15 protein-coding genes and 1 riboswitch are annotated in these 19417 nt (G+C 70.0%); of the genes, 6 read left to right on the forward strand and 9 right to left on the reverse strand.

The window, feature by feature from the left end:
• Positions 1-368: 368 nt before the first annotated feature.
• The 4 genes from MFF01_RS14530 to otsB all read right to left on the reverse strand — a co-directional run bounded on the left by MFF01_RS14530 (position 369) and on the right by otsB (position 3381).
• Positions 369-812 carry a UCP034077 family protein gene (locus MFF01_RS14530; protein WP_238226527.1) on the reverse strand — a complete coding sequence of 148 codons (444 nt, stop codon included), beginning with the start codon at positions 810-812 and terminating at the stop codon, positions 369-371.
• A gap of 208 nt (positions 813-1020) precedes the next feature.
• Positions 1021-1536, reverse strand: a complete 516-nt coding sequence (locus MFF01_RS14535; RefSeq protein ID WP_238226529.1) for a hypothetical protein — start codon at positions 1534-1536, stop codon at positions 1021-1023.
• Between the two features lie 6 nt (positions 1537-1542).
• Positions 1543-2553 carry a glucokinase gene (locus MFF01_RS14540; RefSeq protein WP_238226532.1) on the reverse strand — a complete coding sequence of 337 codons (1011 nt, stop codon included), beginning with the start codon at positions 2551-2553 and terminating at the stop codon, positions 1543-1545.
• A 60-nt stretch (positions 2554-2613) separates the two neighbouring features.
• Complete coding sequence (gene otsB, locus MFF01_RS14545; protein WP_373319764.1) at positions 2614-3381, reverse strand: trehalose-phosphatase; 768 nt, start codon at positions 3379-3381, stop codon at positions 2614-2616.
• Positions 3382-3506: 125 nt separating this feature from the next.
• On the opposite strand from otsB, the gene MFF01_RS14550 reads away from it, so the two are divergent.
• Entirely contained in the window at positions 3507-4001 is a 495-nt protein-coding gene (locus tag MFF01_RS14550) for a DUF427 domain-containing protein (RefSeq protein ID WP_238226534.1), read from the forward strand.
• Positions 4002-4163: 162 nt separating this feature from the next.
• The gene (locus MFF01_RS14555) at positions 4164-5390 is read left to right on the forward strand and encodes a serine hydrolase domain-containing protein (RefSeq protein ID WP_238226536.1); all 1227 of its coding nucleotides are present in this window, start codon (positions 4164-4166) and stop codon (positions 5388-5390) included.
• 92 nt (positions 5391-5482) lie between these two features.
• Here the strand turns inward: MFF01_RS14555 and MFF01_RS14560 are convergent, their stop codons facing one another.
• From MFF01_RS14560 to MFF01_RS22085, 3 genes are all read right to left on the reverse strand, one after another.
• Positions 5483-6082, reverse strand: a complete 600-nt coding sequence (locus MFF01_RS14560) for a DUF2147 domain-containing protein (protein WP_238226538.1) — start codon at positions 6080-6082, stop codon at positions 5483-5485.
• A 331-nt stretch (positions 6083-6413) separates the two neighbouring features.
• Positions 6414-6620 (reverse strand): hypothetical protein, encoded by a 207-nt coding sequence (locus MFF01_RS14565; RefSeq protein ID WP_238226540.1) that lies wholly within the window; start codon positions 6618-6620, stop codon positions 6414-6416.
• A 179-nt stretch (positions 6621-6799) separates the two neighbouring features.
• Positions 6800-6996, forward strand: a riboswitch (cobalamin riboswitch).
• A complete protein-coding gene (locus tag MFF01_RS22085; protein WP_283207196.1) occupies positions 6991-7116 on the reverse strand; it encodes a hypothetical protein in 126 nt (41 codons plus the stop codon). Its footprint overlaps the riboswitch before it by 6 nt.
• 195 nt (positions 7117-7311) lie before the next feature.
• On the opposite strand from MFF01_RS22085, the gene MFF01_RS14570 reads away from it, so the two are divergent.
• Together MFF01_RS14570 and MFF01_RS14575 are read left to right on the forward strand one after the other, a co-directional pair.
• The gene (locus MFF01_RS14570) at positions 7312-9489 is read left to right on the forward strand and encodes a TonB-dependent receptor (RefSeq protein ID WP_238226542.1); all 2178 of its coding nucleotides are present in this window, start codon (positions 7312-7314) and stop codon (positions 9487-9489) included.
• A 4-nt stretch (positions 9490-9493) separates the two neighbouring features.
• The gene (locus MFF01_RS14575; RefSeq protein ID WP_238226544.1) at positions 9494-10933 is read left to right on the forward strand and encodes a PepSY-associated transmembrane domain-containing protein; all 1440 of its coding nucleotides are present in this window, start codon (positions 9494-9496) and stop codon (positions 10931-10933) included.
• Here the strand turns inward: MFF01_RS14575 and gyrB are convergent.
• Together gyrB and MFF01_RS14585 are read right to left on the reverse strand one after the other, a co-directional pair.
• The gene (gyrB, locus tag MFF01_RS14580; protein WP_238226545.1) at positions 10908-13373 is read right to left on the reverse strand and encodes a DNA topoisomerase (ATP-hydrolyzing) subunit B; all 2466 of its coding nucleotides are present in this window, start codon (positions 13371-13373) and stop codon (positions 10908-10910) included. The genes MFF01_RS14575 and gyrB overlap by 26 nt on opposite strands.
• A gap of 190 nt (positions 13374-13563) precedes the next feature.
• Positions 13564-14208: an MBL fold metallo-hydrolase gene (locus MFF01_RS14585; protein WP_238226547.1), complete on the reverse strand. Its 645-nt coding sequence runs from the start codon at positions 14206-14208 to the stop codon at positions 13564-13566.
• A gap of 319 nt (positions 14209-14527) precedes the next feature.
• Between MFF01_RS14585 and MFF01_RS14590 the strand changes: the two genes are divergently transcribed.
• On the forward strand, positions 14528-16162 hold the full coding sequence (locus tag MFF01_RS14590; protein WP_238226549.1) for an ABC1 kinase family protein: 1635 nt from the start codon (positions 14528-14530) through the stop codon (positions 16160-16162).
• A 127-nt stretch (positions 16163-16289) separates the two neighbouring features.
• Complete coding sequence (locus tag MFF01_RS14595) at positions 16290-19334, forward strand: penicillin-binding protein 1A (protein ID WP_238226552.1); 3045 nt, start codon at positions 16290-16292, stop codon at positions 19332-19334.
• The last annotated feature ends 83 nt before the right edge of the window (positions 19335-19417 follow it).

Consider the following 19417-nt stretch of genomic DNA (forward strand, 5'->3'; position numbering starts at 1 on the left):
GGAAGGTCGGCGGCCGAAGCGGCGCCGACGAGGAGGGCCGTCGCCGTGCTGGCGAGGAAGAGGGTCTTGAACATGGTGCAGCTGCCGGGAAACGTGTTGCGCACTCTCGGTGCGGTGTGATCTGAAGATAGCAACCCTTGCCCTGGTGCTTCTAGTGTATTTCAGCAACACCCCGATTGGAACGTACACCCGGTGGACAAAGTGGATATTTACTTCTCATTTATTAATTCCACTTCGAGCGAAGCCTCTAACGCGGACCGGGCTATTTGGTTCCATTAAAACAGCCGGCGTTGAAAACACCCTGAGAGGGAGGGCTTCAAACCCGACCCTCAGTGGTCCGCCTCCCCTCTGGCACGCCGAGAGAGCCCTCACCGGGGCGCGAACAGCGTGATGTTGCTGTTGATCTGATAGGCGGCGGAAGGCGGCGTGTTGACGAACCGCAGGCGAATAGGGCTCTCGCCGAGGATTGCCCCGAAGGCGGGGGTGACGGGGATCGGCAGGCAGCGCGACAGCGCCGCCGTGGCGGCGGCCTCGTAGCGCGCGCGGGCGTCGGCGTCGCCCGTCAGCCGGCGGGCGGTGACGAGGGGTGGGCCGCGCAGGGCGCCGGTTCTATCGAGGCCGAAGCGGAAGGCGATCAACGATCCCTCCGTCCCAGGCGGCACCGACCAGCACGCCGCGAGAGTCGCGCGGAACGCCGCCCAGTCATTGACGGTTGGGGCCGACTGGGCGCGGGCCGGCCCGGACGCGCCCAGACCCGCGAGAAGGGCCCCCGCGATGGCGCCGTTCCTCGCCCGCGCGTGTCGTCGCTCCATGCCCAGCATTGTCGATGTCTCTTACAAAGCTCTCGCTCGGCCCTCGCGATTGGAGACTAGGTCGACGGTTACCGGGCGTTTCGTGACGTATTCTGCGCGGATTATGCGCAGCGGTCGCCTGATTTGCGACGGAAATCTTCCAAAAGACACCGCGCACGGCGGGTCGAGGGTCGGCCCGCCGATTCAGGTTTGCTCGCGGCTACCAGGATCACGCCGGGGGCAGGAGGTCGCCCGGAATCCGCCTCGGATCGCCGTAGAGCGCATCCAGGGCGTCGAGCACCGCCCTGCTCCAGCGCCCGGTTCCGTCATCGTCGGGGTGGCCCTGCCCGTAATGGGCGGCCCAGAAGTCGATCTCCTCGTCGCCGAGGTGAATCGTCCCGATCCGCTCGCGGCAGCGCAGGAGGTCGGTGCGCGCCCGCACTTCCACCTCGTCCTCGCGCAGATCGTCCCGCGCCGCCCGCACGGAGACGAGTTGGGTCGCCGAGGAGAGGGTGGCCCGGTCGAAGGCCAGGACGGCGCCCTGGCGGACATCGCCGGCGGCGGGGGCCTCCGCGCCGTCGTCCCAGCGGTCCTGCATCGCCTGGGCGACGCAGGCGGCGTGGGTGCGATCCCGGAAGAAGCGCAGGCTCGGCCGGTCGCCGTCCCCCGTCGGAGCCACGCGGAGCCGGTCGAGTATCCAGGCCTCGACAAGATCGGGCACGATGATCGGGTGGTACAGGCGCATCCGGGGTCAGTCCCCGGCCCAGACCTGCCCGTGATACACGAACACGTCGGGCCGGCTCGCGAGGGCGGCGAGGCCCGACAGGGCTGGATCGTGGATGGCGATGACGCTGGTGGGGATCGCCTCCATCTGCGTGACGAAGGGCGGCTTGTGCTCGAAGGCGGCGCGGAAGGCGCCCTTGTGCAGGACGTCGAGGATCCGGGGCGCGATGCCGCCGCCGATATAGACCCCGCCGGTGGCCAGGAAGGTCAAGGCGAGGTCGCCGCAGACCCGGCCGAGCAGCTTGGCGAAGAGGTCGAGGGCGGCGACGGCATCCGGGTCGGTGCCGTCGAGCCCAGCCTGCGTGACGGCGGCGGGATCGAGCTTCGGCCCCTCCTCGCCCGTCCGGGCCCGGCGCAGGCCCGCGTGCAGGCGCGACAGGCCGGGGCCGGACAGCAGGGCCTCGACGGTGATCCGGCCCTCGATGCGCTCGAGATGCGGCCAGAGGGCGTGCTCCGCGGCGTCGCTCGGGCCGAAATCGACGTGGCCGCTCTCCGTCGAAACGATGGCGAGGCGGTCCCCCACCGGCAGCAGGGCCGCCGCGCCGAACCCCGTGCCGGGGCCCAGCACGAGGCGCGCCCCCTGGTCGCCCTTGATCCCGCCCTCCCGGTGCGGGCCCACCGGTGTCAGCTCGCCGGGGCTGATCTCCGCCGCTCCCGCCGCCACGGGCACGTAATCGTTGACGATCACCGCCCGCGACAGGCCGAAATCCCGGCCGATCTGCGCGCCCTCGATCACCCAGTCGGCATTGGTGAGCCGCACGGCGGGGCCATCGACGCGGGCGGCCACGGCCAGGATCGCTGAGCGCGGCGCCGGGCCGCCGCCCGTGGCGAGGGCCGCCCGAATCGCCGCGCTGGGATCGGGATAACCGGCGGTCTCGACATGGGCGAGGAGGCCGGGCGGCGCGCCCGCCTCGGGCACCAGGGCGAAGCGGGTATTGGTGCCGCCGATATCGCCGACGAGGACCGGATACTCGAACATGGGGGCGCCATCTCCCTGCGCTTGAAAGAGCCGGCTCTCCCGGCGGGCGGTCGTGGGCCGTCAGGCCGGCGGCAGGGCGCCGAGGTCGATGGGCGCCCCGTCGGCCCAGGCGTAGAGCAGGCGGCGCACGTCCTCCGGGTCGCTCAGGCGCCGGGTGGCGATGGTCTCGGCGCCGCCGATGCGGACGCTGACACCGCCGGTCTCGTTGACGACGGCAAAGGCCTTCTCGTCGGTGAGGTCGTCGCCGAGGAAGACCGCCCGGCGGCCGGCATAGGGCGGGGCCTGCGCGAAGGCCCGGATGGCATGGCCCTTGGTGGCCGAGGCCGGCACGATCTCGCCCACCGCCTTGCCGAGCTGGAGCCGGTAGGCCGCGCCGAGGGCGGCCGCCGCCGCCTTGACCGCCTCCTCGGCGCGGAGGGCATCGGCCGGGGTGGCGAGGCGCCAGTGCACGGCCACGGAGGCGCCCTTGTCCTCGATGAGTACGGCATCGAGCCCGGCCACCGCCGTCGTCAGGCCGGCGATGCGGGCGCGCAGGTCGGGATGATCCGCGGCGCCCCCGCCGCTCACCACGCCGTCGACCCGACGCTCGACGCCGTGCAGGCCGGCGATGTCGAACCGGGCGGGCGCGAGGAAATCGTCGATCACCCCGATGGGCCGGCCGGTGACGATGGCGAGCGCCCCGCCCAGGCGGGCGCGCAGGCGCTCCAGGGCACCCGGCAGCGCCGGATCGACCCGGACCTGATCCGGCCGGGGCGCGATCTCCACCAGGGTGCCGTCGAAGTCGAGGTAGAGGGCGAAGTCGGTCGGCTCGGTCACGCTTTCGGTCACGCCAGGCGTCCCTCCATCCCAGTTGGGCCTGCGCTAGCATGACGCGCGCCAGGGGAAAACGGGGCGTAGCCCATGCCCGTGCCCTATCTCGTGCGCTTGACGCCAACGCGAGGAGCGCGCCGCGCATGTGGCCAGACCCCATTCCGCCCGGTCCCGACGAGGAGAGCGTCTGGGCCTATCCCCGCCCGCCCCGCTTGGAGCGCGTCGCCCTGCGGCTGCGGGTGGTATTCGGCGGCGTGACCGTCGCCGACACGGTGGCGGGCTGGCGCGTCCTCGAGACCAGCCATCCGCCGACCTACTACTTTCCGCCGGCCGACGTTCTCCCGGACGTTCTCGGCCCCCCGCGCCGGGCGGGCGTATGCGAATGGAAGGGGCGCGCCGTGCTCCACGACGTCTCGGCCGGCGGCCGCCGGGCCGAGGGGGCGGCCTGGGCCTATCCCGATCCGACGCCGGATTTTCGGGCCCTCGCCGGGTATCTCGCCTTCTACGCCGGGCCGATGGACGCCTGCTTCGTGGGCGACGCCCGCGCCGAGCCGCAGCCCGGCGGGTTCTACGGCGGCTGGATCACGCCCGGTGTCGTCGGCCCGTTCAAGGGTGGTCCCGGCTCCATGGGCTGGTAGATGGACCGGTACGGCGCGGGTTTGCGTCTCCGCCTCGCCCCGCTACATGCCGTCGAGGCTCGAGAGTGCCTCACAAAACGCCCGATCACGGCCGGCTCCCGTTCTGAGCGCGCCAGCGCAGCAGGCGTTGTGTGAGAGACACTGAGATGACGGAGTTTGGGCATGCAGGGTGGGATCGACGTCGAGCCGCGGGCGGTGGGTTTGTGCCCCGAGCGCCTCGGGCGCATCGACGGCTGGATGGAGCGCCTGGTGGCCGACGGCCGCCTCGCCGGCCTCTCGGTGATGGTCGCGCGGGCAGGCAGGACCGCGTATTTCCGCGGCCACGGCCTCGCCGACATCGCCCGGCAAAAGCCGTTCGCGCCCGATACCATCGCGCGCATCTACTCGATGACGAAGCCTCTGACCTCCGTCGCCGTGATGATGCTCTACGAGGAGGGCCGCTTCCAGCTCGACGACCCCATCACCCGCTTCCTGCCGGAATTCTCCGACATGCGGGTGCTCACCGGCGGCAACCGGGTGAAGTTCGAGAGCGAGCCGGCCCGGCGCCTCATCACCATCCGGGACCTCCTCACCCATACGTCCGGCCTCACCTACGGCTTCATGGAGGCGACCCTCGTCGATGCCCTCTATCGCCAGAACGGTATCGATTTCGGCGAGGCCCAGACCGAAAGCCTCGCCGCCGTGGTGGAGCGCCTCGCGCGCCAGCCGCTGCTCGCCCAGCCGGGCAACGAGTGGAACTACAGCGTCGCCACCGACGTCCTCGGACACCTCGTCGCCGTCGTGTCGGGCCAGGACTTCGCGGATTTCATGCGGGACCGCATCCTCGCGCCGCTGGGCATGGTCGATACGGACTTCTTCGTTCCCCCGGAGAAGATCGAGCGGTTCGCGGCCAATTACAGCCTGTTCCGCGAGCGCAGCCTGAAGCTCTACGACGATTGCGTCGGCAGCCGGTTCGCACGTCCGCCCGCAGTGGCCTCGGGCGGCGGCGGCCTCGTCTCCACGGCGGGGGACTACATGCGCTTCTGCCGCTTCCTCCTCGGGCGCGGCGCCCTCGACGGCGTGCGGCTGCTCGGCCGCAAGACCGTCGATCTCATGCTCACGAACCACCTCGACGGCGACCTCGCGGCCATGGGCCAGCCGCGCTTTTCCGAGACGGCCTATACGGGCATCGGGTTCGGGCTCGGCTTCTCGGTGATGCTCGATCCGGCCCGCGCCCAGATCGTCGGCACGCCGGGCGAGGCCGCCTGGGGCGGGCTCGCCAGCACCGCCTTCTGGGTCGATCCGGCCGAAGACCTCGCCGTTGTGCTGCTCGCCCAGCTCATCCCGTCCTCGGCCCTGCCGATCCGCCGCGAGTTGCGGGTGCTGACCTACGCCGCCCTCGTGGATTGAGAGGGCGCTGCGAAGGGGCCGCCGACACGAAGAAGCCGGCCCCGCGTGGCGAGGCCGGCTTGGTTCGACGTCGATTGCGGACCGCGCGTGGCTTATTCAGCGGCGGGGGCCGCCGCCGGCTTGTCTGCGCCGGGCTTGGCCCCGGCCGGCTTGGCGGGGGCGGCCTTCGGGGTCCATTCGGGGTCGGAGCGGGGGCCGCCGGGCTGGTTCGTCGCGGCCGTGAGCTGGCCCGGGGCGACGTCGGTGACCTTGCTCCAGGTCTGCGATCCGCACAGGAAGCCGAGCATGCAGCCGCGCACGGACAGTTCCGTGGGCTGCTCGCTCCACATGGTCACGTCGTAGAACTTGCCCTCGTCGGCATTGTAGATCTTGCCGGCGTAGCGGGCATCGGCATCGGGCTTCAGGCCCATGATGAGCTGGTGGCCGAGCGACGGACGCGCCTGCTTCTTCGGATCGGGGTTCTTGAAGTCGACCCGGGGCTGGCCCTTGTCGTTCAGCGGCACCTTCAGCCAAACGACGTAGCCGCACAGATTGGTGTTCTGCGGCCCGCACTTCTCGACACGGATGCGCGCGCGGCCATCCTCCGTCAGGTAGGTCCCGGTCGCATCGTTGGGCGTGGCCGCCTGGGCGAGGCCGGGCAGCGCGGCCAGGGTGAGGCCCGCGAGCGCGGCAACGGTCGAACGGTCGATCATGTCTCAGGCATCCTCAATACAAACTGCCGGCGCCGCGCCGTTCCGCCGGGGGCGCTTCGCGGAGCACCGCCGGGCCGCACGGGGCCATCACCCCGTGTCGTGATGGCCCGCCATCGGATGCGAAGGTGACCGGATCATGACCAGTCGCCAGAAACCGGCCTCCCCGGGGGACGCTGCGTCGGTGCGGCGGCCCGGAACGCGAAAAGCCGGTGCGCAGGCACCGGCTTCTCGATCCATGGAATGGGCGCGCTGCGCGTCTTTCGCGACACGTCCGTTGGTCCGCCGGGCTCGCAGCGCGCACCGGCCGGACCGGGTATGCCGCGAGACCCCCTTACTCGGCGGCGGTCATCTCGGTGGTGAAGTGGCCGCACCAATCCTTGGAGGCCACCACCGGCCACAGGCCCGGAGACTTCGGCTCGGGCTGGCTCACGGGCGGGTTGAAGCGGCACAGTCCCTCGTCGCCGGACGCGGTGCCGCCGTTGATCTTGTGGTCGTCGAAGAAGCGGCAGCTCTCGCAGGCAACGGTGCTGGTGGTCATGGGTGTCTCCAGGTCGGTGGGCAGGTTCGCTGCCCGTGCCGTTCTTAATTAGAATAACTCCAATCAGGCGTCAAGCCGGTGCGTTTGCCGAGCCGCGTCTGGTGTTGCGGCGATACCGCTTCCAAAAGCTTCCTGCGTCCCGCCCGCCGCCTCGCGTTGACCGGGAGCCCGTTCACGGCCTAGCTTCGACGGGACGGTTCCTCCCCGGAGGATCAAAAGGGAACGCGGTGAGGGTTCATGCCCGAGGCCGCGGCTGCCCCCGCAACTGTAAGCGGCGAGCCCATCATCAACACGTCACTGGGTCTTCGGATCTGGGAAGACGATGAGAGGGCGGTGACCCGCGAGCCAGGAGACCTGCCGTCAGTCGTGGTCACACGCGAAACGCATCGGGCGGGGTGTCCTGGTGGGTGTCGAGGCGTTCGCGTGTCGCGAACGGATCGGCCCTGTTCGCGGTGACGTGCCACATCGCGCTGTCGCGCGCCCGCCGTCTCCGCATGTGCCTGCTCCTGCCATCGCCTCGACCGCTCGCCCCCGGGAAACACGTGCCGCTTCAAAGCGGCCGTCGAATTCCTGTGTCGCGGCGTAAGCGGGCCGAGGCGGAGCAAGGCGATTGTTATATTATAACATTCGCTTTAGGTGTCGCGGAGACGTCGTTGCGAACGGCGCGCGCCCTTGGATCGTCTCCCATCGCATGCCTTCCCGTTCGAACTCCGTCCGCTCCTCGCTCCGTTCCGGGCACGGCGCCCTCGGCGCCGGCTTGCTTCTCGCTCTGGTTCCCCGCTTCGCCACGGCGCAGGACTCCGCCGTCACCCTCGAGACCCTGTCGGTGGCGGGCTCCGGCGTCGCGCCCGTCGGCCTCAACCTGCGCACCGTGGATCGCGGCGCCAGCCGCCTCGGTCTCACCCCCCTGGAGACGCCGGCCAGCGTCGACGTGATCGCGGGCGAGACGGCGCGCCGGCGTGGGCAGAACACCGTCGTCGAGGCCGTGACCGAGAACGCCACGGGCATCACCACCGTGGCGTCCCCCGGCAACGGCAACGGCGCCTTTACGGCGCGCGGCTTCGCCGGCCCGAACTCGATCCAGCAGCTCTACGACGGCACCCGCCTCTATGTCGGCGCCGGCACCGTCACCTTCCCGTTCGACACCTGGAACGTCGAGCGCATCGAGGTTCTGCGCGGTCCGGCGTCGGTGCTCTATGGGGACGGGGCCATCGGCGGCGTCGTCAACGTGGTGACGAAGAAGCCGGTCTTCACGCCCATCAACGAGGCCCGCGCGGCTCTAGGCTCGGACGGCCTCGCCCGCCTCGCCCTCGATTCCGGCGGCCCCATCGGCGAGGCCCTGGCCTATCGGTTCAACATCAGCGGCAACCGCTCCAGCGGGTGGATGCAGCCCGAGGGCGATTTCCGCAATCTCGCGGTCTCCGGCGCCCTGACCCTGCAGGCGACCCCCGACCTCGCCTTCACCCTGAGCCACGACCTCGGCTACCAGGAGCCCGCCCGCTACTGGGGCACGCCGCTGGTCGATGGGCGCATCCTCGAATCCATCCGGTTCAACAATTACAACGTCCGCGACGCGAAGATCGTCTGGACGGACAACTGGACCCAGCTCAAGACCGAGTGGAATCCCAGCGCCGACATCACCGTGCGCAACACCGCCTATCGGCTCCAGAGCCGGCGCCAGTGGCTCGACGTCGAGCAATACGCCTTCAACCGCTCCACCGGCCGCATCGACCGCTCGGATTACATTGAGATCTACCACCAGCAGGAGCAGGTCGGGAACCGCCTCGACGCCACGGTCCGGGGCAGCGTGTTCGGGTTCCGCAACGAGTTTCTGGCCGGGTTCGACGTGAACCACATCGCCTTCCGGCACACCAATAACTTCTCGTCCGAGGGCGCGAATCTCGTCACCAGCGTCGATCCGTTCGTCTACGATCCCGGCCTGTTCCCCGCCAACGGCCGCGCCTCCCCGGCCTATGCGACGAGCACCAACCAGGCCTCGGTCTTCGCCGAGAACCGCCTGATCCTGACCGATCAGCTCTCCCTGCTCACGGGCGCGCGCTTCGACGCCCCGACCCTGAACCGGCGCAACCTCGTCACCGGCGCCACCTTCGACCGGGATTTCCAGGCCCTGAGCTACCGTTTCGGCGCCGTCTACGCCCCGAATCCGGACCTGTCGCTCTACGCGCAATACGCCACCGCCACCGATCCGGTGGGGAGCCTCATCACCCTGTCGCAGAGCCTGGCGAACTTCCGGTTGTCCACCGGCGAGCAGGTCGAAATCGGCGCCAAGGGCATCGCCTTCGGGGGGCTCGCCGAGTGGACGCTCGCCGGATACCGCATCGTCAAGGACAACCTCATCTCGACAGTGCCCGGCCAGCCCACCGTCTCGACGCAGGTCGGGCGGCAATCGTCGCTGGGCATCGAGGCCGCAATCTCCCTGCACCTGTTCGAGGCCTGGCGGGTCGATGCCAACGTCGCCCTGCTGCATGCGCAATACGACGACTTCAATCAGACCGTCGCGGGAGCGGTGGTGTCCTATGCCGGGCGCCAACCCATGGACGTGCCCGAGCGCGTGGCCAATCTCTGGGTGAACTGGACCTTCGCTCCCGCGTGGGAGGCCCGCATCGGCGTGCAATATGTCGGCGAGACCTTCAGCGACTTCGGCAACACCGCCCGGCGACCCGACTACACCCTGCTCAATGCCGGGCTCGACTATCAGGTGGGGCCCGCCTCGCGCCTGTCGCTGCGTGCTTACAACCTCGCCGACACGGTCTATGCCATCAGCGGCAATGCCGTGAACGGGGTCGGCACCAACTGGCTGCTCGGCCGGCCGCGCTCATTCGAGGTCGCCTACGCTGTGAGCTTCTGACGGCATGCGCCGTCTGCCGAAACCTCTGAAGCGGTGGCTGATCCTCGGCCACCGCTGGCTCGGCATCGTCACGGGCCTGTTCTTCGCCACCTGGGTCCTGTCGGGCCTCGTGATGATGTACGTCCCCTTCCCCGCCCTCACGGAGGCGGCGCGCCTCGCCGGCCTGTCCCCCATCGCCTGGGAACGGGTGCGGCTTGGCCCCGACGCGGCACTGGCCCCCCTCGGGCTGTCGCGCCTGCCGCCGGCCCTCGCCCTGGGCATGCGCGGCGCGGCACCGGTCTATCGGATCACCCTGGATACGGGCGAGCACCGCACCGTCTCGGCCGAGACCGGCTCGGTGCTCGGCCCCGTTTCGGCGGACGAGGCCGTGGCCCTGGTCCGCGCGCGGGGCGGGATCGGTCCCACCCCCAGCGTGACCCAGGTGTTTCGCGACCAATGGACGGTGACGGCGCGCTACGATCCCCTGCGCCCGTTCCACGTCGTCGCCCTCGACGACCCCGCCGGCACCGAACTGTACGTCTCGGCCGTGACCGGCGCCGTCGCCCTGGAGACGACGCGGTCCGCGCGCGGCTGGAACTGGCTCGGGTCGATCCCCCACTGGATCTACCTCACGCCCCTGCGGGCCCGGGCCGAATTGTGGCGCGACGTGGTCCTGTGGATCTCCGGCGTCGCGGTGGCGGGAGCGGTGAGCGGTCTCGTCCTCGGGATCTGGCGCCTGCGCCTGCGCCGGCCCTATGCCTCGGGCGTTTCGCCGTATCGGGGCATGGCGCGCTGGCACCATGGGTTCGGCGTCGTCGGCGGCCTGACCCTCCTCACCTTCGTGGCGAGCGGCTGGCTGTCGATGAACCCGAACCATTGGTTCACGGGCTCCGCCCCGACGCCCGCCCTACGGGCGGCCCTCTCGGGTGAGGCCTCCCTGCCGGCCCCCGACGCCCTGCCCGGGCTCGCGACACCGGGCGTCGTCGAGGTCCGGTTCCTCGCCCTCGGCGGGCGGGTCCATGCGGTGAGCGTCGATGCGGAGGGGCGGCGCCGGGTCGAGCCCCCCGTGACACCGGAGGCCCTGCGGGCGGCGGCCGGGCGCCTCATGCCCAGTCACGGTGCCGAGGTCGAGACGCTCACGGCCTACGACGCCTACTGGTATCCCCACCATGAGACCCGCACGCTGCCGGTGATCCGGGTCCGGTTCGACGATCCGGCGGCGACCTCGGCCTATCTTGACCCGCAGACGGGCGAGATCCTGATGCGTCTCGACCGAAGCGGCCGGCTGAATCGCTGGCTGTTCTCCGCCCCCCACCGCTTCGACTTCGCGATGCTGATCCGTCACCGCCCGGCCTGGGACCTCCTGATGTGGAGCCTGAACGGCCTCGGCGCCGGCATCGCGCTCACGGGGATCGTGCTCGGCTGGCGGCGCCTGCGCCTCACACGTCGAGGTTGGCGACGCTGAGGGCGTTGTCCTGGATGAACTCGCGGCGCGGCTCCACCACGTCGCCCATGAGCTTCACGAACAGGTCGTCGGCGTCCTGAGTATCCTTGACCTTCACCTGCAAGAGCGAGCGCACCTCGCGGTCGAGGGTGGTCTCCCAGAGCTGCTGGGCCGTCATCTCGCCGAGGCCCTTGTAGCGCTGGAGCTGGAGGCCCTTGCGGCCGAACGCCATCACCGCCTCGAACAGGCCGACGGGGCCGTGCAGGGTCGTCTCGTCGCCCTTGCGGGCGTAGGTCACGGGTTCGTGGTAGATCTCGCGCAGGGCCTCGGCCCGGTCGGCGAGGCGGGTCGCCTCCTGGGAGGCGAGGAGGCCCGCATCCAGGGTCGCGACTTGGCGCACGCCGCGTAAGGTGCGGCTCATGATGTAGCCGCCCTCGCTCACCGCACCTTCCCAGCCCTGCTCGATGTCGTCGGCGATCCGGTCGAGGCGCCGGGCGGTGCGGTCGGCCAGCACCTCGGCTTCCGCCGCGTTCTCGTCGACGTTGACCCGGAAGGCGCCGGCGATCATCGCCTGCTCGACGACGGCCCGGTCGTAGCGGGTGTGGAGCGCCTGCATCAGGCCGCGGAACTGCCGCGCTTCCTCGACCAGCGCCTTCAGCTGCGCGCCGCCGAACTCGGTGCCGGAGGCCAGCCGCAGCACCGCCCCGTCGACGCCCGCATCGATGAGGTAATCCTCCAAGGCGCGCTCGTCCTTGAGGTAGAGGTCGCGCTTGCCCTTCGAGGCTTTGTAGAGGGGCGGCTGGGCGATGTAGAGGTGCCCGCGCTCGATCACCTCCGGCATCTGCCGGTAGAAGAAGGTGAGGAGCAGGGTGCGAATGTGCGAACCGTCGACATCCGCGTCGGTCATGATGATGATGCGGTGATACCGCAGCTTCTCGGGATTGAAGCCTTCGCGGTCCGTGGACGAGCGGCCGATGCCGGCCCCCAGCGCCGTGATCAGGGTGCCGATCTGGTCCGACGACAGCATCCGGTCGGCGCGAACCCGCTCGACGTTGAGGATTTTTCCACGCAGGGGAAGCACCGCCTGGAAGGTCCGGTCGCGGCCCTGCTTGGCCGAGCCGCCGGCGGAGTCGCCCTCCACCAGGAGGATCTCGCATTTCGACGGGTCACGCTCCTGGCAATCGGCGAGCTTGCCCGGCAGGGAGGCGATGTCGAGGACGCCCTTGCGCGTCACCGTCTCGCGGGCCTTGCGCGCCGCCTCGCGGGCGGACGCCGCCAGGATCACCTTGCCCATGACGGATTTCGCCTGGGTCGGGTTCTCCTCGAGCCAGTTCGAGAGGCCCTCGTTGAGGACGTTCTCCACCGCCGGGCGCACGGCGGCCGTCACGAGCTTGTCCTTCGTCTGCGACGAGAAGCTGGGTTCGGGCACCTGCACCGAGATCACGGCCGTGAGGCCCTCGCGGCAATCCTCGCCCGTGAGCGTCACCTTCTCGCGCTTGGCGATGCCGGAGGATTCCGCGTAGCCGGTGACCTGACGGGTGAGCGCCGCGCGAAAGCCCGCCAGATGGGTGCCGCCCTCACGCTGGGGGATGTTGTTGGTGAACGGCAGCACGGTCTCGTTGAACGAGTCGTTCCACCAGAACGCCACCTCGACGCGGATCCCGTCGCGCTCAGAGCGAACCATGATGGGTTTCGCCATGCCATCGATGGGTTTGCGCGAGCGGTCGAGATAGCGCACGAACGCCTCGACGCCGCCCTCGTAGTAGAGTTCCTCGCGCTTGTGCTCGGCATGACGCGCGTCGGTGAGGACGATCCGGACGCCGGAATTGAGGAAGGCGAGCTCGCGCAGGCGCTTCTCCAGGGTAGCGTAGTCGAATTCGATGCTCGTGAAGGTCTCGGTGGAGGCCAGGAACGACACCTCGGTGCCGCGCCGCCCGTTGCCCTCGCCCACGACCACGAGGGGCGAGACCGCGTCGCCGTGACGGAACTCCATGGCGTGCTCCATGCCGCCCCGCCAGATGCGCAGGCGCAGCCACTGCGACAGGGCGTTGACCACGGAGACGCCGACGCCGTGCAGGCCGCCGGAGACCTTGTAGGAGTTCTGGTCGAACTTCCCCCCGGCATGGAGCTGGGTCATGATGACCTCGGCCGCCGAGATGCCCTCCTCCTTGTGGATGTCCGTGGGGATGCCGCGCCCGTTGTCCGAAACCGTGACCGAGCCGTCGGCGTTGAGGGTCACGGAGACGAGGTCCGCGTGGCCCGCGAGCGCCTCGTCGATGGCGTTGTCCACCACCTCGTAGACCATGTGGTGCAGGCCGGAGCCGTCGTCAGTGTTGCCGATATACATGCCCGGCCGCTTGCGCACGGCGTCGAGACCCTTGAGGACCCGGATGGACTCCGCGCCGTAGGCATCGGCGGCGCGATTGTGGGTGGCATCGGAGCTATGGGACGAGTCGGACATTGAGTTCCTCGGGCAGGCGGGTCGTCACGTGATCCTTCGTGCCCCGGCTCGAGCCATGGACACGCCTGCGGTGGGGCATGCACCCGATATAGGCGCTTTGCCTTGAGAATGCATTGCTTTCCCTGGCCCGGACGGGAGCGCGGCGGCGTCCGTCCACGGTCGCGTGCAGCGATTGAGTCCGCGTGTCGATTCAATCCTGCAGGAAGGGATTGGACAGGCGTTCCTCGCCGAGCGTGCTCGTCGGGCCATGGCCGGGGATGAAGGCGATGTCGTCGCCGAGCGGCAGCACCTTCTCCTTGATGGCACGGATGAGCTGGTCGTGGTTGCCGCCCGGCAGGTCCGTGCGGCCCACGGAGCCCTTGAACACCACGTCGCCCACGAGGGCGAAGCGCGCGTCCCGGCTCACGAACACCACGCTGCCCGGCGAGTGGCCGGGCGCATGGAGGATGTCGAAGGCGAGATCCCCCACCGTGACGGCGTCGCCCTCCACGAGCCAGCGGTCGGGCGTCACCGCTCGCGCCCCGTCGAGGCCGTAATTGGCCCCCGTCTCCGGCAGGCTGTCGAGGAGGTAGCGGTCGGCCTCGTGCGGACCCTCGATCGGGACGCCGAGACGTTCGCGCAGTTCATCCGCCCCCCCGGCATGATCGATATGCCCGTGGGTGAGCAGGATCTTCTCGATGGTGATGCCCTGCGCCTGGATCGCCGCCTCGATCCGGTCGAGGTCGCCGCCCGGGTCGACAACGGCGCCGACCTTGGTCTCGTCGGACCAGATCAGGGTGCAATTCTGCTGGAAGGGGGTCACCGGAATGATTCCGGCGCGGGGCGTGCCTGACATCGCTGTTCTCGTGGCATGCGCCCGGAGGGCGCGGGTCTGATGAATGCGCCCGGAGGGCGCGGGTCTGATGAATGCGCCCGGAGGGCGCGGGTCTGATGAATGCGCCCGGAGGGCGCGGGTCTCGTGCGTGCGCCCCCCGAGGGCGCGGGAAGCGCCGTGTCTAGCGCGAGACGGCGTAGGGTGCGAATCCGCCGCGTCGTCCGGGGCTCCTCCGTCAAACTTCGGCCTCGCCGTGGGACTACCCGAACCGGATCGCGCCCGGTTTCGTTGTCGGGGCGCCACCCTCCCCTTACTTTCCCCAGCCGGGTCTCACGCGCACATGCTGAAAACCGCCTTCGTCGCCGCGCGCGACCGGCAACGCCTCGGCGAGATCGCCGCCGTGCTCATCGGCTATGGGGTCACCAAGGTCGTCGAGCGCCTCGGCATCGCCCAGGTGGCGCGCCTCGCCAAGCGGCGAACGCCCCGGGTCGACATCACCCGCCTGTCGCAGCCCCAGCGCGTGCGCCGGGCCATCGAGGCCCTGGGGCCGACCTTCGTCAAGCTCGGCCAGATCCTGGCGAGCCGGCCCGATCTCCTCACCCCGGAATGGACCGAGGAACTGGAGAAGCTCCACAGCCAGGTCTCGCCGATCCCCTGGGAGCGCATCCGGCCGCAGCTCGAGGAGGATCTGGGCGCCCCCGCCGACGAGGTCTTCGCCGAGTTCGACACGGTTCCGCTCGCCGCCGCCTCCATCGCCCAGGTCTACCGGGCGCGCCTGCATTCAGGCGAGGAGGTGGTGGTGAAGGTCCTGCGTCCCGGCCTGCGCAAGATCATCGAGGCGGACCTGCGTCTCCTCGGCCACGCCACCCGGATCGTCGTCACCGAGTGGCCGGAATTCGGCCGCTATCAGCCGCAGGAGCAGATGCGGCATCTTGCCAGCGGCCTCTACGGCGAGCTCGACCTCATCAACGAGGCCCGCAACTGCGAGACCATCGCGGCGATCTTCTCCGACCGCGACGACATCGTGGTGCCGAAGATCCACTGGGAATGGACCTCCGAGCGCGTCCTCGTGCAGGAATTCATCCACGGCATCCCGCCCAACGACCATCCCCGCCTCGACGCCGCCGGGATCGACAAGGTGCGCCTCGCCCAGAAGGGTACCGACGCCTTCCTGCAGATGGCCCTCATCGAAGGTGTGTTCCACGCCGATCCTCACCCGGGCAACATGCTGGTCATGTCCGGTGACCGGATCGGCTTCATCGATTTCGGCATCATCGGCCGCTTGTCGGAGCGCCGGCGCAACCAGCTCCTCATGCTCATCGGCTCCATGCTCAAGGAGGATGCCGACGGGCTCATGGCCGTGCTCCTCGACTGGACCGGATCGAGCAACCCCGATCTCACCAAGCTCGAAGCCTCGTCTCAGGCCTTCATCGCCCGCCACACCGGCGCGACCCTCGATTTCGGGGCGCTGCTCACGGACTTCATGACCATGGCCCGCGAGAACGATCTCGCCATGCCCACCGACCTCGCGATCCTGTTCAAGGGACTGGTGACGGCCGACGGGGTGATGCGCCAGCTCGACCCGAACTTCGACCTGTTCTCGGCCGCCGGCCCCACGGTGAAGCGCAAGCTCGCCTCGCAGTTCTCCATCAAGGGCCTGACCCGCAAGGTCGAGGCCGTGGGCGCGGGTCTGTTCGGCGCGGCTTCCGAACTGCCGACCCTCATCCACCTCATGCTGGTGCGGCTGAAGCAGGGTCGCGTCACCGTCGAGATCGAACTCAAGGGCATCGAGAAGCTCACCCGCGGCATCGAGCGGGCCGCCGCCCGCATCGCCGTGGCCCTCATCGTCGCGGCCTTCGCGACGCAGCTGGCGCCGCGCTTCATGGATCTCGGCACTCCGGCCTTCATCACCGTGGGGGCGATGGTGTGCGTGATCGGGATCGGCTGGCTCGTGCTCCTCGGGCGCAACAAGTAAAGCGCTCCGGCGCCTTCGACGCCGGCACGCAAGCGTCACCTTAAATCAGCCGCGTTGTGCGGCGCATCCTTGGGCTCCTCTGCGCGCCGACCGGGTGCGCCCGAAAACCCCGCTGTTGCCGGCTTTCATGAACATCATCCTGATCAAGCTGTTCGCGACGGCCCTGACCCTCAGTCAGGTCACGACGCGGCCGGATGCGGTGAAGACGCAGTTCGATCCCGTGGCGGACCGGCCCCAAGTCGTGCAGATCCTGCGCGATGGCTGCGCCCACATGCGCAAGGCCTTCGACATCGAGGACATCAACCTCGACGAACTCATCTCCACGGCGATGGAGGACCCCACCGCCATCGCGGGGGCGGGCGCGCCGAAACTCCTGCACGGCCTCGACATCGGCGAACTCAACGTGAGCTACCGCCAGTTCTGCAAGGGCGAGAACCCGGCCAATTCCCCCTTCGACGCCGGCGAGGTCATCGCCTTCTACAACAAGGCCGTCCTCGACCTGCCCTCGGCCGAGGCCCTGAAGGAGCGGAAACTCCCAGGCGCCAGCGTCATCCTCGACGGGGCGGGCAAGCGCTACGCCGAGGCGTTCGAGGCCAATGGCCGGCGCCTCAGCGTGCCCATCGCCGAGGTGCCCACGATGGTTCAGAAGGCCTTCGTGGCGGCGGAGGACAAGCGCTTCGAGACCCATCACGGCATCGACGAGCGCGGCGTGATCCGCGCCTTCATCGGCAACCTCGCCGCGCCCGGCCGCCCGGCCGGCGGCTCGACCATCACCCAGCAGGTCGTGAAGAACCTGTCGGTGGGCGACGACGTCACCTACGAGCGCAAGATCCGCGAGATGATCGTGGCCTCCCGCCTGGAGCGCATCCTCGCCAAGCCGCAGATCCTCGAACTCTACCTCAACGGCATCTATCTCGGACGCGGCGCCTACGGCATCGAGATGGCCGCACGCAGCTACTTCGGCAAATCGGTGGGCCAGCTCACCGTGCCCGAGGCCGCGCTCCTGGCCGGCATGCCCAAGGGGCCGAACTTCTATAGCCCGGACAAGTATCCCGACCGCGCCAGGGAACGGCGCGCCTACGTCCTCGCCCGGATGAAGGAGGAGGGCGTCATCACCGAGGCCCAGCTGACGCAGGCCGCCAACGCGCCCCTGGGGCTCGTCACCCTCGAGGCGTCGCGGCGCGATTCGGGGTTTTACTTCGTCGATCACCTCACCCGCGAGGCCCGCACCTTCGCGGGCATCGACTCCCTGACCTCGGCCTCGCACGTGGTGCGCTCCACCATCAATGCGGGCCTCCAGACCGCCACGGAAACGGCACTTCAGGACGGGCTCGCCAATTACGAGCGCGCCACCGGGCGCCAGCGCTACGAGGGACCGGAGCTCAACCTCGCCGAGGCCGTGCGCAAGCTCGACGGTGCGGCCCCCGCCCCCGAGGGCTCGTCCCTCGCCGTGCCCCTCCTCGTTGGCGGCGAGACCAAGGCCGTTGAAGCGCCCGCGGGCACGAAGGCCGAGCGCAGGGCGGCACGGGCCGCGGCGGCGGCTGCCGCCAAAGCCACGCCCCCGAAGCCGGCGGGCCCCAAGCCCACCTGGCAGCGCGCCCTGGAGAACGCCCGCCCCGTCCTCTACGACGTGCACTGGCCGCTGGCCGTGGTGCTCGATCCCGGTCGCGGCGGCACGGCGAAGGCGGGGCTGGCCGATGGCCGCACGATCAGCCTGGAGCCCGGACCGGCGCGGGGGCGTCTCGCTCTCTACGACGTGGTGCGGGTGAAGCTGCGCGATCCCGCCGCCAAGACGCCGCGCGCCGATCTGCGGGTGCGCCCGAGCGTCCAGGGCGCGGCCCTGGTGCTGGAGAATCGCACGGGGCGCATCCTCGCCATGGCGGGCGGCTTCTCCTACCCGTTGAGCCAGCTCAACCGGGTGACCCAGACCGTGCGCCAGCCGGGCTCGACCCTGAAGCCCGTGACGTATCTCGCCGCCCTCAACGCGGGCCTGCAGCCCAACACCCTGGTGATGGATGCCGCCGTTACCCTGCCGCCCATCGGCGGCGTCGGCGATTCCTGGTCGCCGAAGAACTACGACGGCGGCGGGGCCGGGGCCACGACCCTGCGGCGTGGCCTAGAATTCTCGAAGAACCTCGTCACGGCGCGCCTGCTCCAGGGCGGTATCGCGGACAAGGCGCCCGCGAGCCTGCAGAAGGTCTGCGATCTCGCTCTCGAAGCCCAGCTCTACGCCGAGTGCGAGCGCTACTATCCGTTCGTGCTTGGCGCCCAGCCCGTGCGAATGGTGGATCTCGCCGCGTTCTACGCCGCCATCGCCAACGAAGGCGCCCGGCCCGCCCCCTACGCCCTCGAATCGGTGGAGCGCGACGGCAAGAGCCTCTACGTCCACACCCCGCGCGAGCCCGTGCGCATCGGCTCGGCCGACCGGGTGGCGTTCTATCAGCTGAAGACCATGCTCCAGGGCGTGACCCAGCACGGCACCGCCGCCGCGCTCAGCCGCTTCTCGTCCGCCATCGCCGGCAAGACCGGCACCTCGGAGAACGAGAACGACGCCTGGTTCGCCGGCTTCACCAACGAGATCACCATCGTGGTCTGGGTCGGCTACGACAACGCCGACGGCACCCGCAAGACCCTCGGGCGCGGCCAGACCGGCGGCCACCTCGCGGTTCCCATCGCGGGCACGATCCTCCAGGCGGCCTGGGCCAACGGCGTGCCGCGTACGAACCTCGCCCCGCCCTCGGCCGAGGCCCGGCCGTACCTCACCGACCTGCCCATCGACTCCCGCAGCGGCGAGCGGGTCTCGGGCGGCGGCGTCCTCGAGCATTTCCGCCTCGCCAACGGGCGCGTGGCCGACACCCAGTACAAGCTCCTCCCCCGCGAGACCCGGACCGCCCTGCGCCCCGATGCGGAGGACGGCGACCTCGGCGGCGCGGAAGACGGGGCGGATGTGGCCGGCGACCTCTTCGGCAATCGGCCGAGCCGGGGCACGGAACGCGACTTCCTCGACCCGTTCGGCGAGGAACGGAGCCGCGCCCCGAGCCGCCGGGCCCAGCGCGATCCCGATCCGATCTGGCCCGGCACCCAGCGCTCGCCCTTCGGCGATGACGAAGCCTATGCCCGCCCGCGCCGCCGCGATCCCGACTACCTGTTCGGCGACGACCCGCGCTACTGAACCGGCCGTCCGACCTGCACCCCTCCCCCCGGGAAGGCGCGGATCCCTGCGCGCGCCCCCCGATCGCGGTTCCCGCATCGCGC

This window comes from Methylobacterium adhaesivum (assembly GCF_022179065.1).
GTDB classification, from domain to species: Bacteria; Pseudomonadota; Alphaproteobacteria; order Rhizobiales; family Beijerinckiaceae; genus Methylobacterium; species Methylobacterium adhaesivum.